This window comes from Agrobacterium sp. CCNWLW32 (assembly GCF_037083425.1).
In the GTDB taxonomy this organism is placed as follows: Bacteria; Pseudomonadota; Alphaproteobacteria; order Rhizobiales; family Rhizobiaceae; genus Agrobacterium; species Agrobacterium radiobacter.
In genome coordinates this window covers 254,894-267,666 of sequence record NZ_JBAOJM010000001.1, presented here as the reverse complement: position 1 = coordinate 267,666, position 12,773 = coordinate 254,894, and the positions used below count along the sequence as shown (strand labels likewise).

Annotated in this window: 15 protein-coding genes; 1 reads left to right on the top strand and 14 read right to left on the bottom strand. The window is 55.6% G+C overall.

Annotated elements, in window-relative coordinates:
- Positions 1 to 20: 20 nt before the first annotated feature.
- Genes V6R85_RS01505 through V6R85_RS01495 form a run of 3 tightly spaced genes read right to left on the bottom strand, consistent with a single transcriptional unit; the run spans position 21 to position 2,113 of the window.
- Entirely contained in the window at positions 21 to 1,205 is a 1,185-nt protein-coding gene (locus V6R85_RS01505) for a hypothetical protein (RefSeq protein ID WP_336376994.1), read from the bottom strand.
- A 12-nt stretch (positions 1,206 to 1,217) separates the two neighbouring features.
- Complete coding sequence (locus V6R85_RS01500; protein ID WP_336376993.1) at positions 1,218 to 1,394, bottom strand: hypothetical protein; 177 nt, start codon at positions 1,392 to 1,394, stop codon at positions 1,218 to 1,220.
- The gene (locus V6R85_RS01495; protein ID WP_336376992.1) at positions 1,394 to 2,113 is read right to left on the bottom strand and encodes a hypothetical protein; all 720 of its coding nucleotides are present in this window, start codon (positions 2,111 to 2,113) and stop codon (positions 1,394 to 1,396) included. Before V6R85_RS01495 ends, V6R85_RS01500 begins: the two co-directional genes overlap by 1 nt.
- Before the next feature lie 98 nt (positions 2,114 to 2,211).
- On the opposite strand from V6R85_RS01495, the gene V6R85_RS01490 reads away from it, so the two are divergent.
- Positions 2,212 to 2,694: a hypothetical protein gene (locus tag V6R85_RS01490; protein ID WP_336376991.1), complete on the top strand. Its 483-nt coding sequence runs from the start codon at positions 2,212 to 2,214 to the stop codon at positions 2,692 to 2,694.
- A gap of 179 nt (positions 2,695 to 2,873) precedes the next feature.
- On the opposite strand, the gene V6R85_RS01485 is transcribed toward V6R85_RS01490, so the two are convergent.
- The 11 genes from V6R85_RS01485 to V6R85_RS01435 all read right to left on the bottom strand — a co-directional run bounded on the left by V6R85_RS01485 (position 2,874) and on the right by V6R85_RS01435 (position 12,732).
- Entirely contained in the window at positions 2,874 to 4,727 is a 1,854-nt protein-coding gene (locus V6R85_RS01485; RefSeq protein ID WP_336376990.1) for a hypothetical protein, read from the bottom strand.
- A gap of 218 nt (positions 4,728 to 4,945) precedes the next feature.
- Positions 4,946 to 6,160: a hypothetical protein gene (locus V6R85_RS01480; RefSeq protein ID WP_336376989.1), complete on the bottom strand. Its 1,215-nt coding sequence runs from the start codon at positions 6,158 to 6,160 to the stop codon at positions 4,946 to 4,948.
- Positions 6,161 to 7,162, bottom strand: a complete 1,002-nt coding sequence (locus V6R85_RS01475) for a tail fiber domain-containing protein (RefSeq protein WP_336376988.1) — start codon at positions 7,160 to 7,162, stop codon at positions 6,161 to 6,163.
- Positions 7,155 to 7,592 carry a hypothetical protein gene (locus V6R85_RS01470; RefSeq protein ID WP_336376987.1) on the bottom strand — a complete coding sequence of 146 codons (438 nt, stop codon included), beginning with the start codon at positions 7,590 to 7,592 and terminating at the stop codon, positions 7,155 to 7,157. Before V6R85_RS01470 ends, V6R85_RS01475 begins: the two co-directional genes overlap by 8 nt.
- Positions 7,589 to 9,046 (bottom strand): hypothetical protein, encoded by a 1,458-nt coding sequence (locus V6R85_RS01465; RefSeq protein WP_336376986.1) that lies wholly within the window; start codon positions 9,044 to 9,046, stop codon positions 7,589 to 7,591. Before V6R85_RS01465 ends, V6R85_RS01470 begins: the two co-directional genes overlap by 4 nt.
- On the bottom strand, positions 9,046 to 9,690 hold the full coding sequence (locus V6R85_RS01460) for a phage adaptor protein (RefSeq protein ID WP_336376985.1): 645 nt from the start codon (positions 9,688 to 9,690) through the stop codon (positions 9,046 to 9,048). The genes V6R85_RS01465 and V6R85_RS01460 overlap by 1 nt, the downstream gene beginning before the upstream one ends.
- A complete protein-coding gene (locus V6R85_RS01455; RefSeq protein ID WP_336376984.1) occupies positions 9,687 to 9,860 on the bottom strand; it encodes a hypothetical protein in 174 nt (57 codons plus the stop codon). Before V6R85_RS01455 ends, V6R85_RS01460 begins: the two co-directional genes overlap by 4 nt.
- A gap of 48 nt (positions 9,861 to 9,908) precedes the next feature.
- Positions 9,909 to 10,319, bottom strand: coding sequence for a hypothetical protein (locus tag V6R85_RS01450; RefSeq protein WP_336376983.1), 411 nt, complete (start codon positions 10,317 to 10,319; stop codon positions 9,909 to 9,911).
- Positions 10,320 to 10,333: 14 nt separating this feature from the next.
- Positions 10,334 to 11,422 (bottom strand): N4-gp56 family major capsid protein, encoded by a 1,089-nt coding sequence (locus V6R85_RS01445; RefSeq protein ID WP_336376982.1) that lies wholly within the window; start codon positions 11,420 to 11,422, stop codon positions 10,334 to 10,336.
- A 159-nt stretch (positions 11,423 to 11,581) separates the two neighbouring features.
- Complete coding sequence (locus V6R85_RS01440; protein ID WP_336376981.1) at positions 11,582 to 12,532, bottom strand: hypothetical protein; 951 nt, start codon at positions 12,530 to 12,532, stop codon at positions 11,582 to 11,584.
- On the bottom strand, positions 12,532 to 12,732 hold the full coding sequence (locus tag V6R85_RS01435) for a hypothetical protein (RefSeq protein WP_336376980.1): 201 nt from the start codon (positions 12,730 to 12,732) through the stop codon (positions 12,532 to 12,534). The genes V6R85_RS01440 and V6R85_RS01435 overlap by 1 nt, the downstream gene beginning before the upstream one ends.
- Positions 12,733 to 12,773 lie beyond the last annotated feature (41 nt).

Sequence of the window (12,773 nt, the reverse complement as noted above, 5' to 3'; positions counted from 1 at the left end):
GGGTTATTTTGAAAATGGCCTTAGCTTCGTCCGCGTCCGTCTATCCAGCCTCGGGTGGTAAGGCTGTTGGACGTCAAGGATCCGCCAATAATGACGACCGCGAACTGTATTCGCGCAGACGTATCTGTGAAAATTCCGCCGTTGATGTAGGCAATACCGATTTCTTGAGAAGCAACCGTCGTGACGTATGTTCCCAACCCTCCACCGGCATTCGAAAATTGTGTCTGGATGTTCCCGACTGCATTTTGGGCCTGTGTTGAAAGCATAATCGGCTGCACAACGATACCAGTCGGCACAGTAAGCGCGAGGAGCGTTGAGGCTTGCGCCAAGGCCGACGAGCGATCAGTAACCCCCACGTTGAGAATGAAGGTATCGCCGTTCTGGGAAAATCCGAGGATCGTTCCGCCAGACCTGATGATCGATCCGATGCGGCGCTTGCGGTCGTAGTTGGAGGGCATCGTGGGCGCGGTGGCCGACAGCGAAAAGAGCGCGTCAACGACACCAGTATCCGAGCGCTGGATGAGCCAGACGTGGTAGGTGTTGTTGCCGATCGATCCAGTGTCTAGGCCGCCATTGCCGGTTCCGACAGCCCATGCTGCGTCAAGGCGCTTTGTCAGCGATGATGCAAGGACCATCAGATGATATGGGCTTGCATCTGAAGCAGCGTTCCCGGCGGCAATATCTATATCGTTTGCCGCATCTCCAGAATTGTTGGATAACACTAACCCGTATAGGTGACCCTGTTGGGCTGCGCCGGATGTCATTTGCGGGTTAAGGAGAACCCATGCTCCAGATCCTCCGGCAAGGGCAGGATCGTAGACGACTTCGTAAATTCCGCCTGATGAAATAAACCCGGAGCCAATGGGCAATTCTGCGCCAGAGTTAAGATATACAATGCTCTTTGCACCCACAGCGTTGACGTTCAATGTCGCATTACCGGTATTGGTGGCGCTAGCCTTGAAGAGTAGACGGATGCCCTTTTGATACGCCGGAAAAGGGCTGCTAGCCGTCAGCGTCAATGCATTTGCCGTACCTGACGCCGTTGCTACCGCGCCGATATCGTTCAGTAACTCCTTACCACGCCGCATCATGTAGCGCGCAGAATTGTTCACTGTGCTTGGTAGTTGCCCTTCCTGCCAGTTGATACCAGAATCAGCGGTAGCGTTGTTGGCCTCTGTCGTAGACCAATCGTAGATAGAGGACATTGGCGATAATCCTTAAGGGGTTTCCAGATCAGTGACGCGGGTCTTCAGGTCTTCGACATCCGCGACAATCTGTTTGACGAGTTCAGTGAACGGCACGTGGACCACTCGGTTGTTTATGAAGATCAGGACACGGATCTTCGTTACGTCGGTGACTTCACCGATCGCCGCTTGAGCAAACAACTCTTCCATCAGACAACCCTCTGCCTGAGCGATTGGATAAGCGTGGACAAGGCGTTGGCCTGTTGCGGCGACGGCCCCTGAATTTGAACAGGAGAGAACTGCGGCTTATTGTCAGCCATCGCCATCATGCCAAAAATGTTGGCAAGACCATTATTCGCGGGGGGCATCCCGCCAGCCGCCTTCTGAACAGCTTCCGGAATCGGAGCGGATGATGGAGATGCTGATGCCATCATTGAACCCATAACGGGCCGGGGAATCATTTCATGACCTTTTGGTCCGTCAGGCTGTGCCATCCCTAAAAGCGCCATAGCCTTCTGCCGGTGTTCTGCCATCTGGTTGTTGACTTTATCAGCGACAGTTCCCGGAGCGCCCCCATTGTTTGCATCGGAGGCGCCATACCGACCTACCCCGCCGGCATTGATTGCCGAATAGATGTCAAGCATGCCCATACCGGGTTTAACACCTGTATCCCTCAAATAACCCGCAACGGCTCCATTCGGCCCTAGCTGCGAACTGACAGGATTGTTCCAGTCCACGCCATACTTTTGCGCTTGTGGTTCTCCGAACTGAATGAGGCCTTGATGTTGCCCCCACTGGGTTTTCGGACCTTTTTTAACGGGGTCGAACGTTCCAGCCGTCTCGTAGGAAATGGCTGTCGCAAGGTCCACCGGGTCGATCCCGAGTGCCCTTGCCGTCGCAATTATCCCATCGCGAATGTCTTGAGCCATTGAACTACCTTTTGATATGACCGCAGCACAACCTTGACGCCGCAGTGGCGCAGTGGTTTTCTACCGTCGGGCGGCCGCTCTGTTGGTGTGGGGAAATCATGAAAAACATCGTTGTAACGTTGCTGATCGCATCGTCTTTAGCTTCTTGCGCTGCATCAAGCTCAATGCGAACCGCTCAGAATGAGATGATAATCAAGACGCGCGCGGCGCCGATATGTGGCGGGGATGGCGCGCTAAAGGTCGCCGGGAAGCAAGCCGCAATCGAGACAATCAAAGCAGGATACGACAAGTATGTCATCCTTGGGCAGGCTTCGCAGGATACTACCCGCGTCGTCCAGATGCCCGGTAGCTACAGCACTTCCGGTACCATGAACGTTTACGGGAACACCGGCTTTTATAACGGGACAACAACCTATAACCCCGGCCCCACCTTCGTAGCCGGAGGCCATCAGCAGGACGTTGCTGTCCGCATGTTCAAGAATGGCGAACCGGGCAGTCAGAATGCTATTTCCGCTCGTGATGCGCTGGGGCCGAAGTGGAAAACTATTGTCAAGGACGGCGTATACACCTGTGCCGGTTGATAGTGGTCGAGCCAACCTTGTACAATTTTGGATTTTCTGGTTAGAATTCGCGCGATGGAAAAACCTGACGCACTCTCGATGTTTAGTTATCTGATCGCCGCCGCGATCCTTATGCCGATTGCTTGGTGGCTTAAATCAACCGAGCTTTTCGGATTTGGAGCTTGGGTAGTCAGCTTGTTTCACTGATTTCCGATAGCAAGCGCTGCCCCGCGAGCAGGGGCGCCAAGAGCGAGAGACAGCTTTTCTAGAGCATCCATATATGCCGGTGTTTTTGCTGCTTGCTGGATCGCTACTTGCAACGCAGCAGGATTGTCCTGGGTGAGCAGCTTCGCCATCGACTGCATCACTTGAGTGTCAGCTTTTGCGCCAACATACTGGATAGCCTTAGGAGCTACAGCGCCAAGAGCTGCGCCTTTCCAGTCTCCAGTAAGGCCATATCCGGCACCACCACCAACCCCCGCGCCAATCCCAAGCTCTACGAGTTGGCGCGCTGTTGTGGAGTTTCCAAGAGACCCCCGCAGCCGGTCCGCCAAATCTTCTACGCGTACATATGCCTCAATTTGACGCGCTTTCTGCGGGCCTAGTGCCAACTCTATAGATTCTCGGGACGCCTGATTTTTGAACATAGAATTTATGACGTTTGAGCGGTCAGGAGACGCCTTGATCTTGTCGATAAGCTCGGAAGCGTACCCCGTCGAAAAGGCATCCTTCTCTGCCGTTGAAAACTTGGCGAAAGCTGCCTTAGCCTCAGGTATTGAGCGCGGTTGGTTAGCAAAGCTTCTGCCTGCATCCAATGCATCTTCAGCTCCGAAGAAAGAAGCGGCGCCAGTTCTGGCAGCCTTGAAGGCCGGGACAGACGCATCCATGTCGCCCAAAAGGGCATCACGGAGAGCCTTTATTTCTGACCCTGTTTGCTTGTCCCCAGCCCGATAGGCCTTATCCATATCGGAACGCAGGTTCCTCTGTACTTGATCCCAAAATTTCAGGCTGGGGGATACTAGAGACCCATCTGCCTTTTGTTTCAGCACGTACGCTCCTTGGCTATTCCTTGAAAAGGGGTTGCCAATTTCCTTGAACCCTTCGACAGCACCACGGTCGGCGCTTCGACGTGGAACTTGATCAACTGCCTTCCGAAAGGTTGGCGACTGCATCAATTCCTGCATGCGAGGTGAAAACATCGACTGTGCTTCAGGCGCGGCTTCGGCAGCAGCGTAAGCGGGCCGGTTAGTCGCACGGGCAAGCCGCGTCAGATTCTCTTGATAAGCAAGATCATCCACATTTCCACCAGCAACGCGCTTAATGAAATTCACGGCTCTCTGGCTCTGTGTGCCGAAACGGTCACTTGCTACCTTTTCAATGACGCCCCTTGCCTCAGGAGACTGGTTGGCGACAGAGCGAGTTAGCGCCCTTGTAACCTCTCCGCCGCGATCGGCGTTAACCAAAGGAACGCCAGACGCACGAGCAGCAGCTTCATCCAGCGCGCTAACCATTTGACCAGGGTTAGCGGCAGCATCGCGAGACAGCGCCACTCCAACGCGCCGCAAAGCTTCAGTATCAGGAGATGTGAGCGCGCCAACTGTAGGCGCAACCCTATCGCCAATTGCCTGTATGCCAGCCTTAATCCCCGCACCAACAGCCGGGATAGCTGCACCAACGCCCCAGCCAATCAGAGCGTTGTTGATGATGTCTTTTGCATCACCACCTCTAGCTGCCGTATCCGCTGCGCCAATTACTCCATTCGAAAGTCCAGACATTCCAATCCGACCCATGAGGCTCGGGCCTGTCATACCAAGCGCGCGCGCGCCGACTGACGTTGCACCCAAAGGAATCATGCTACCTACCGCGCCAGCGACTTGCCCCGCCGTATTGATATAGGGATGCGCTCTCTGCGCCTCATCGGTAATAGCCTCTCCCTGCCTCAGGTTTGATCCATAGCTTTCCCCGTCGATCAATGATGCGATACCTGCGGACGCCTTCTGGATCCCGCTTTTTATATATGGCCCAAGGACTGGGACGCCTTCGGCAATACCCATTAGTCCGGCTCCAGCCGCCCCACTAGCGCCTTCAGCGCCCATTGCTGCCTGTCCTTCCTCAAAAGAAAGGTGGCGGCCAGCAGGTGCCTTTGAAACAGGGTCAGGCTGCGGAGAATTACTGCCAAACGTCTTACGCATGGCGTTTGCCATGACGTCATCGGGTGTTCCGTCAGGAAATTCAACAATTGACCCGTCGGGAGCTGAGACGCGAACCGGCATTATTCAATCATCCCTGTCTGTGGGTTGTATTTGCGTACGCCCGCTGATGGGGATGTCATGATGCTCCCACCACGGCCACGCATCGCGGCATCACCGGCCGCTTTAATTTCGGCTTCGAGCTGGTCAAGCTTAGTCTTAAGGCTTTCCGGCGTGTCATATTTGGTTGGCATGTACCGTCTGGATTTCTCGTCTATTTCAACTTGGGTCATGCCGGCGCCAGAGAGAAGGCGTGACAGCACTTCGACGCCTGACTGAAACTTACGTTCTACGACGCCGGGTTCGCCTATCCCGAAATAAGCTTGTGTGCGGTCGATTGGGCCTGTAGCAGCCTCAAGGGACTCTGGCTTCCTAAGGAATGGCAAATCGTTTTTCAGGAAGTTGTCGCCCATGCCGACGCGCGCGGCAAGTTCGCCCGGAACTTGCGTAGCTGGCCCACCTGGAATAGGCTCGACGCCCAATTCCTGCTTATTGGGATCGAGCCAGCGGAAGCCGCTCGGCAGTTTTGCGCCAGTATCAATATTTACCTGATTCCGGCCTGCTTCCTTCATTTTGATCTGGTAATCCATAAATGAGCCAGTGAAGCCCTGTTCTTGCGCAGCCTTATACTCCCGCTGGTCGCTCGTCAGTTTTGCATTCGGGTCGCTGAAGTCTGCGATGACCTTATATGTCGTAGGGTCGATGAGACGGCCACCAACCTCAATAGGCTTCTGTTTATCGCCGCCGATCATCTGCTTGAGATATTCATTCAGCGCTGGGGGGCTGCCTGCAAGCATCTTCGCCTGCTGCTCGTCCATGCCTTTGCCTTTGAGCCAGTTCACAGTCTCGTTGACGTTTTTTCGCGTTCCCTTGTTGGCCGCAACCAACTTGGCGCCCATGGCGATGCTCTCGGATGGGGTAGATCCCATAGCCCAGCCAGTAAAAATGTCGCCCAGCATAGCTTTGCGCTCATCGTTGAAAAACGGCTGGTTAGCAGGCTGTTGGACAGGAGCGACCTGCGGAGCCGCAACGGCAGCAGTCTGCATCGGATCAACAGGCGCCGGAGCAACAGACGGAGCAGGACCAATGCTAACAGGTGGCGGAAGCGGCGGTGCCATCTGGGGCTGCTGGACCGCTGGGTTTGCAAGGAAATTCTGGATCCCCTGCGCACTTTGCTGCGGTTGCAAAAGCCGGTTGACGGCCTGAGGTGAGAAGAGGCTCATGATGTCGAAAGCCATTTATGCAGCCTCCATTTCGAAGCCAAGACGGGCATAGTTGACGGCGAAATAGCCGCCCTGAATGGTGACAGCCAGAGGGTCGATCTCGATGACATCCTGAGCCATGACACCACGATAACGCACGGTGGAGCCGACATAGCGCCATTCGTAAATCGTGTGCCCGTTCCTTACACCAACCGGTACGATGCCAGTCTTGAGGCGCGCGTCTGACTTGGTGAATAGGGATCCGAGCGCCCCAATGCCCTGAAGCGCGTTGAATGGCTGTGTAGCTGTCTGTGTGTTGGTGCCGTAGTTGCCGGCCGAACCAGCGGCAGCGCTCTGTAGCAGGCCAAGGCGCGTCCATGGCTCCATGTCCTGCGACTGCCACTTGGTGAAGTCGGCGGTGAGCTGCTGCTGGCGAGCCTGATCCTGGAGTTGACCGGCGTTGACGACGGCTTGCTGAGAACCTAGGCGTCCTTGGTTCCAGCTATTGAGGCGATCGACAAGACTACCGTTTGCAGAATCAATCTGGCCGTTCGCCGCAAGCATGTTTTGCGAGTCTCGGCTGAACTGGTCGGCCAGCGCAGTGCTGCGAATATTCCCCAACTGAGTGGTCAGAGCATTTGTATTCGCACCGGAACCATATCGACCGGCGCCCGAAAACTGGCTCATAACTGAAGCGGCTGTATTATCCAATTGCCCCTGAAGAGCGTCGTTGAAATAAGGGTTTCCTTCCTTCAGGTATTTGCCGGAGGCCATATCAGACAGATTGGATTGAGATGCGGTCGGATCCGTCAGGTAATTGGGAGTCCGATTGTATGCCCCAGCAGCAGACTGAATGCCGCCAATCCCGCTCTGTGTTGTACTGCCGAGACCTGCTACGGTCTGCCCCTGGTAGACGTTACCGCCCGCGCCGGAATCGTAAATCTTCTGCGCTTCTGACGCGGATTGCGAGAAAAGCGGGGTCGCCCATGCCGGTGGCTTGTTCTCTGTCGTCTGCGTAGACGAACCCTTCTTACCCATTCGTCAATTCCTTGCTGTAGAGGACAAATTTCGGCTTGTATCCGGCTTTTGCGAGAGGTTTACGCCACCCGTCACGTCCAAGTGGTGTCAGTTCATGGATCGAGTTTTCTTTGGCCCATTCCTCGATCGTCCCAATCATGGGAACGAGATCAATCCCACCCTCTCCAGCAAGCTCGCTCAAGATAAGTGACCGGCGTCCGGTTTCCTCGTTGATCTTTATTTCGCTGGTAACAAAGGCCTTGAACTCTTCGCCATCAAGGATGAGCCAGAGCTGGTTTTTCCCGCTGATGACATCTTCTGCCAATCCCTTTAGCGTCATTTCGTCGGGGTAGCGCTCAACAAGCTTCTTCATCGCCGCAGTGATCTCTCGGCCATACCGGGCCACCCGCTCGAATGGCCAATCCGTGGTTAGATGTATTGAAAGGCTCATCGAGACCCCGCAGGCGTCGTCGGGACATCAATCCCCTTGAAATTGCGCCACACAACGCCAGCCGGGATGCGAGTCTTGAACCGCATGAACCGCGCGCGCGCCCTCTTTTTCACGACACCGGTATTGGTCGACGGAATTTGCTCTGGCAACCAGACGACATTGTCACTACGACGCATCCTAACGCCGATGGAAACGAAAGTGTTGATCGTATCCACAACAGGCGCGCTTTCGACCGCCCGTGTCACCTGCCCTGCTGTATCTCCCATTTCCTGCGTTGTGATCGTTGCCTCAAGGTTTGTCCCGGAGAAGGCTCCGATCTTCCAGTCAGACGTAAAACTGCCGAGAACCGGTGCCCCACCATCCCAGACCTTGCTGTCAAGCGAAAACGGGAGAGCATCGAGGCTGGAACTGACAGAATCCAGACCGTCTAGCGTGTAGCCAGACGTTGCGAACGGAAATATCCCCATGACGTTGATAGAGATCATCGTCCACTTCTGGAGTTGCCAGTCGTAGACGTACATCTCTTCGTAGCGGTTGTCGTCGTTCGTATCGACTGCCCAATAAACCCGGCTGTAGAAAGGGTCGATCGCACCCATTATTTTCGAGGTACCATAGACGGATATTTTACCGAAGACGGTGCGGTCTACCTTCTCAAAACCAATAGGCGATACCGATCCGTCAGCCGCGCATTGGAAGAAACCACCGGCATCCGCAAAGAAGACAAAGGAACCCCGTGTTGCCACCGATAGCGGCGATTTGGCCCCCCGCATCTCCTGCACCTTTTGGAACGTGAATATCTCTGCCGAACCTGGAACGAATGTCGCGCGTTGAATGGCGCTTTCCAGCAACACAATAGGGTTTGTTACGTCACTCGATCCTGTCACGCGTCCGCCGTCCGGGAAGTCCTGGTAGTCGCTGTTATTTGAACCCGGGGTCCAGAATTCGCAGTTATTGAGGCCAGACCACTGAACGCGATTCTGATTGCTGGTCAGATCGAGGAGAGCAACAAAGTCGCCCCAGATCGCAATTCGGCCGGCGCGCGGAGGAGACCCACCCAGATTGCGGAACAGTACGTCAGTGCCGATCTGGTAAACCTGGGGGTCATCGTTCTGGTTCACAGCAATGATGAAATTTCCGAAGGCCTTCATGTGCCACGGCACGTCCACAGAAGCGTTGTAGACGGTCGCCGCTTTGGAAACGTTTGTCCATGTCAAGTCCGTGTTGTTCAGCAAGAACAACTTCGTGGGGGTTCCAGCAAAGAAGCGGATAGACCCGTCAAGGCTTCGCACCGAAAGCCAACCGATAGGCTGCTCTCCCAACGCAGACGTCAACGCAGACAGTGCAGGCGCAGGAATGTATCCTCCACTCGCGCAGAGAACGTTCTGGATGGCATTGCTGAAGGATGAGTTCAGATCGGCCACATCTGGCGCATATTCGGCGGCTGGGATCAGCATCAGAAGCACGTCGCCTGAACGTAGCCGGTAGCATTGCGGCTCGTGGTTTCGCTTTTCAGAGATAGTTCCTGATCGTTGTAATCATTCAGTGCTTCAGCGGCCAAAGCAGCATCCTTGATCGTGTTTTTGTAGATGATGTATTTCGCGCGCGCCTTCACCATGTCATAGGCTTCGTTGAGCCACGCGTTTTCATCTGTATCGTTGACCAGAGGAGCGAGGCGATAAGGACAGACCTGAAGACGGATCGTGTAGACGGCGTCATTTGGAATTGGGTAGAGGCGGATTTGCTGCCCGAAATACACATAGGCATAGGGCTCGCCCCGAGATGCCGCATTGTCGGCCAAAAGCTCAAGCTCTTGCGGTGTTGATTTCTGGATGACTGAACGAACACCCGCCGAATCTTCGCTCCATACCCCCGCGATATGAACCAGCGTCGGAATATTTGCGTTGTCCACCGAAGTGTACCACTCACGCCCGTCCACCGTTGGAAACGTGATGTCTCGCGTCTCATTGAAATAGTAGGTGTTGCGCTCGCAATAGCGTATCGCGCCCACAATGGCTTTCTTGATCTGGATCGAATATTCGCCGGTAGTATCGTCAAGGTCATCGGCAATGTCAGCCTGAAGATCAGCATACGTCGTCATTCCGCTATCTCCGGCTTATGCGTGTCAGACCATGCTTCAATGTGTTCTTCGGACTGGAAGCGCTCATACACCCACCCTTTGGCGGTTCGAACGCGCGTCAGCCCCTTCTTCTCATCAAGAACAGTGGCGTTCTTGAAACCGAGGGAGAATAGTTTTTGCAGGATATCCATTCATCCCTCCATGTACGAGAAGGGGCGAGTTTCCCCGCCCCTCGCTCATCACTGGTCGTTGTCTTCGATGTAGGCGATGACGACTTCGGCATCACCGGTCGTTGCAGCCGTGCCCGTCAGGACAACAGTTGCGGTGATGGTGGTGTCTGCCGCAACCCGGAAGCCGCCGATCGCTTCGTCAAGAGGCACGAATGCCAGCGAGCCGAGGGCGAGAAGCGTACCGAACAGATCGTCGTCTGCCGTGGTGCCGACGTTCAGCGTGTTGGTCGTGCCGGCATTGAATACCGTTACGACCTGAACGCCAGACAGAGGCTTGAGGATGAGCGCGCCGGCCGGGATAGAACCCATGACCTTTGCTACGCCGTTATCCGCAAACGTCACACCCATGCGCAGATAGCAAATCTGCTGCTGGGAGATGTGACGCACCGGAGGGTTCACCTGAGTGGTATTGGTAGCCATAGTGCTAGCCCTCCTTAGTGAGGCGCGGCGTAGGTGGCAACCACGACGACACCGAAGTCAGCACTGTTGAAAACAGTCTTCTTCATGCCGACGACGGTCTGAACCGAGACGCCGAGTTCGCGCTGATAGTCGAAAAGCTCTTCGACAGTTTTGTACTTGTCGGGAGCGGTTTTCATGCCGAAAGCAGCAACGGCCGACTGCGCACCCAGAAGCACCGCACGGCGAACCGTGGTGATCTGCGCGCCGGTCGAGGCGTTGACACCGGGAACGACATGTTCTGCTTCACGCAGGATAACGCCGTTGTACTCGCCAAGGGCGCCGTCGTAGATGGGGTTGTTCTGCTTGGACCCCATGTAGACAGCCTTGGTGATGTCGAGCCACTGACCGGTAGACGTGTTGGTACGAAGGTCGGTGACCTGCGCCGGGTGCAGGTACATGACGTACTTGTTTTCGCCGTTGACGCGCACAGGGCGGATCTTCGGGTTGGCAAGCTTTGCCTGCTCGACGGCGTAATCGATCAGCCGCAAATCAAACAGATCGGTGGAAATGATCGACTGGTCGTTGGCGCGGGCATTCGGGCGAATGATGCGCGTAGGAGCGGTCGGAGCGTTGAATAGGTAGTGCACCGGCTTGATTGCCAGAGTACGACCCTCGAACGACATGGTCGGAGCGGTATAGCCTCCCCACTGCATGAATGCAGCGAGAGACAGACGGTCAGCGTACCAGTCGGTCAGACCGGCATTGGCTTCGCTGCGCAGCGAGAACGGTACGCGCTGGGCATCGATCGTCTGGTCATTCTTCACGCGAACGGCATGCGCCAGTTCGTTGATGAGGATCGCATCGGAATATGTGGAAAGGGCTTCTTCATTGCCCTCAAGAACCTGAGCTTCCGTCACGCCGTCGCCAACGAGCTGAGTACGAAGGCCAAAAGTGACTTTGTCACCGCTGCCCTTCTGCGTTTCGTCTTTGAGCTGGATGATGCTGTTCGAAGAAGTGCCGATCAGGGGTGCAATGGCCGTAGCCTTGGACACCTCGACCGCGAGTTTCTTCGACCACAGCTTCACCGCCATAGCGTCGTTGACGCCATAAGTGGTTGTAGCCATTTAGGTCTATCCTTTGATGGGGAATTTTGCGGGTTTGGTGCTGCACGTAACGCCGTGGAGCGGGCGAAGATGGCTGACCGGCCAACGCGGAGAGATTTGACGCATCATCCTGCGAAAGAGGTTTAAAGCCGCCTCTATGGCTCATTTCAGTGGGCAGAGTTAACCGCCCATCATGCTCTCGAAGCGCTTGGCGTTGTCGGGCGCCTTCATCCAGGCTTCGAATTCACTGGCCGACATCGAGGCAATTGCTTCGGGTGTCAGCGGATCTGTTGCATTGCGGCCACCGGGCGTTGCCAGCGTGCGAGAGGCGTTCTGCGCCGCATCGATCTGCGCCAGCTTTTGCGGCAGTTCCAGTTTGCCGGGGTCGCCAGCAGCAGGCTCCGATGGAGCGTAGCCGTATGCTGCGGCGATCTCGTAGACAACGGCAGCAGGGCTTTGCCCCTTCTGTCTCGCGCCGGCAACAATCTGGCGAAGCTCGGCGTTGATCTGGTTGAGTCGCCCCTGCTCCGTTGCAAAGGAAGGCTCAACAGCAGCCAAAGCCGAGAGCTGTCGGGTGCGTGCATCGGAAAGGAACTTCACGGCATCGCCGAAGTCTGTCTTTTCCTGCGCGTAACTCTGCGCGGATTCGCTCCAGTGGTTCCACAGTTCGCTTTCCTGCTGCGAAATGGTGCGCTGTTGCTCTTCCTGCTTCTCGCGGCCCTCGACTTTTTCAGCTAGGGCCTTGATCTGTTCAGCCTGCCACTTGGAGAAGGCAAAAATGTCTTCGTTCGGGTCAGGCGGGGTGTTATCTGCCTCGACCTGTGGCTCCCTGAGCTTAAGGAGCGTATTCCAGCGGTCCTCAAGTACCGCCTGCTTTCGGCTGATTTCCTCAAGCTGGCTTTTGGTCTTCTTGTGTTCCTCGCGCTCTGCATGGAGTGCTTGGTGAGGAACAAAACGGCCTTTCTCGTCTCGCTCAGCGGCAGGCGCATCAGGGTTTGCCGCGTCTGGCTGTGCTGGGTCGAGATGATTGGCGGGGTCAACAACAGGGGCGGCAGGCGTTTCGACCACCACCTCCGTTGCTCCGGCCGATTCGAAATAGGCTGCTTCGGATGGGGTAAGAACGTCTGACATCAGTTTATGTCCTCGTTCAAACCGGAGAGCCATGTTGGAAGCTCGTCAGTGATTTTGTCGGCGGGGAAGTAGGAGGAGAACTCCGTCTTCTTGCCTTGCACCGTCACCTTGAAGCGCGGATCGTCGCCGGACGTTTCCACAGTCGCGTTTTTGAAGCCTGCCTTATGGCAGATTGCCAGAACATCTTTCTCAGTGGTCATTGTTTTGTCCTTGCCCGTCTCGTGGGCGAACGAAGCATGAT

What these genes read in the sequence shown, in the direction of transcription:
- V6R85_RS01435 (WP_336376980.1), bottom strand. Translation starts at nt 12,732, where the DNA reads ATGACCACTGAGAAAGATGTTCTGGCAATCTGCCATAAGGCAGGCTTC.
- V6R85_RS01450 (WP_336376983.1), bottom strand. Translation starts at nt 10,319, where the DNA reads ATGGCTACCAATACCACTCAGGTGAACCCTCCGGTGCGTCACATCTCC.
- V6R85_RS01505 (WP_336376994.1), bottom strand. Translation starts at nt 1,205, where the DNA reads ATGTCCTCTATCTACGATTGGTCTACGACAGAGGCCAACAACGCTACC.
- V6R85_RS01465 (WP_336376986.1), bottom strand. Translation starts at nt 9,046, where the DNA reads ATGCTGATCCCAGCCGCCGAATATGCGCCAGATGTGGCCGATCTGAAC.
- V6R85_RS01480 (WP_336376989.1), bottom strand. Translation starts at nt 6,160, where the DNA reads ATGGCTTTCGACATCATGAGCCTCTTCTCACCTCAGGCCGTCAACCGG.
- V6R85_RS01490 (WP_336376991.1), top strand. Translation starts at nt 2,212, where the DNA reads ATGAAAAACATCGTTGTAACGTTGCTGATCGCATCGTCTTTAGCTTCT.
- V6R85_RS01440 (WP_336376981.1), bottom strand. Translation starts at nt 12,532, where the DNA reads ATGTCAGACGTTCTTACCCCATCCGAAGCAGCCTATTTCGAATCGGCC.
- V6R85_RS01455 (WP_336376984.1), bottom strand. Translation starts at nt 9,860, where the DNA reads ATGGATATCCTGCAAAAACTATTCTCCCTCGGTTTCAAGAACGCCACT.
- V6R85_RS01495 (WP_336376992.1), bottom strand. Translation starts at nt 2,113, where the DNA reads ATGGCTCAAGACATTCGCGATGGGATAATTGCGACGGCAAGGGCACTC.
- V6R85_RS01500 (WP_336376993.1), bottom strand. Translation starts at nt 1,394, where the DNA reads ATGGAAGAGTTGTTTGCTCAAGCGGCGATCGGTGAAGTCACCGACGTA.
- V6R85_RS01475 (WP_336376988.1), bottom strand. Translation starts at nt 7,162, where the DNA reads ATGGGTAAGAAGGGTTCGTCTACGCAGACGACAGAGAACAAGCCACCG.
- V6R85_RS01460 (WP_336376985.1), bottom strand. Translation starts at nt 9,690, where the DNA reads ATGACGACGTATGCTGATCTTCAGGCTGACATTGCCGATGACCTTGAC.
- V6R85_RS01445 (WP_336376982.1), bottom strand. Translation starts at nt 11,422, where the DNA reads ATGGCTACAACCACTTATGGCGTCAACGACGCTATGGCGGTGAAGCTG.
- V6R85_RS01470 (WP_336376987.1), bottom strand. Translation starts at nt 7,592, where the DNA reads ATGAGCCTTTCAATACATCTAACCACGGATTGGCCATTCGAGCGGGTG.
- V6R85_RS01485 (WP_336376990.1), bottom strand. Translation starts at nt 4,727, where the DNA reads ATGGGTATTGCCGAAGGCGTCCCAGTCCTTGGGCCATATATAAAAAGC.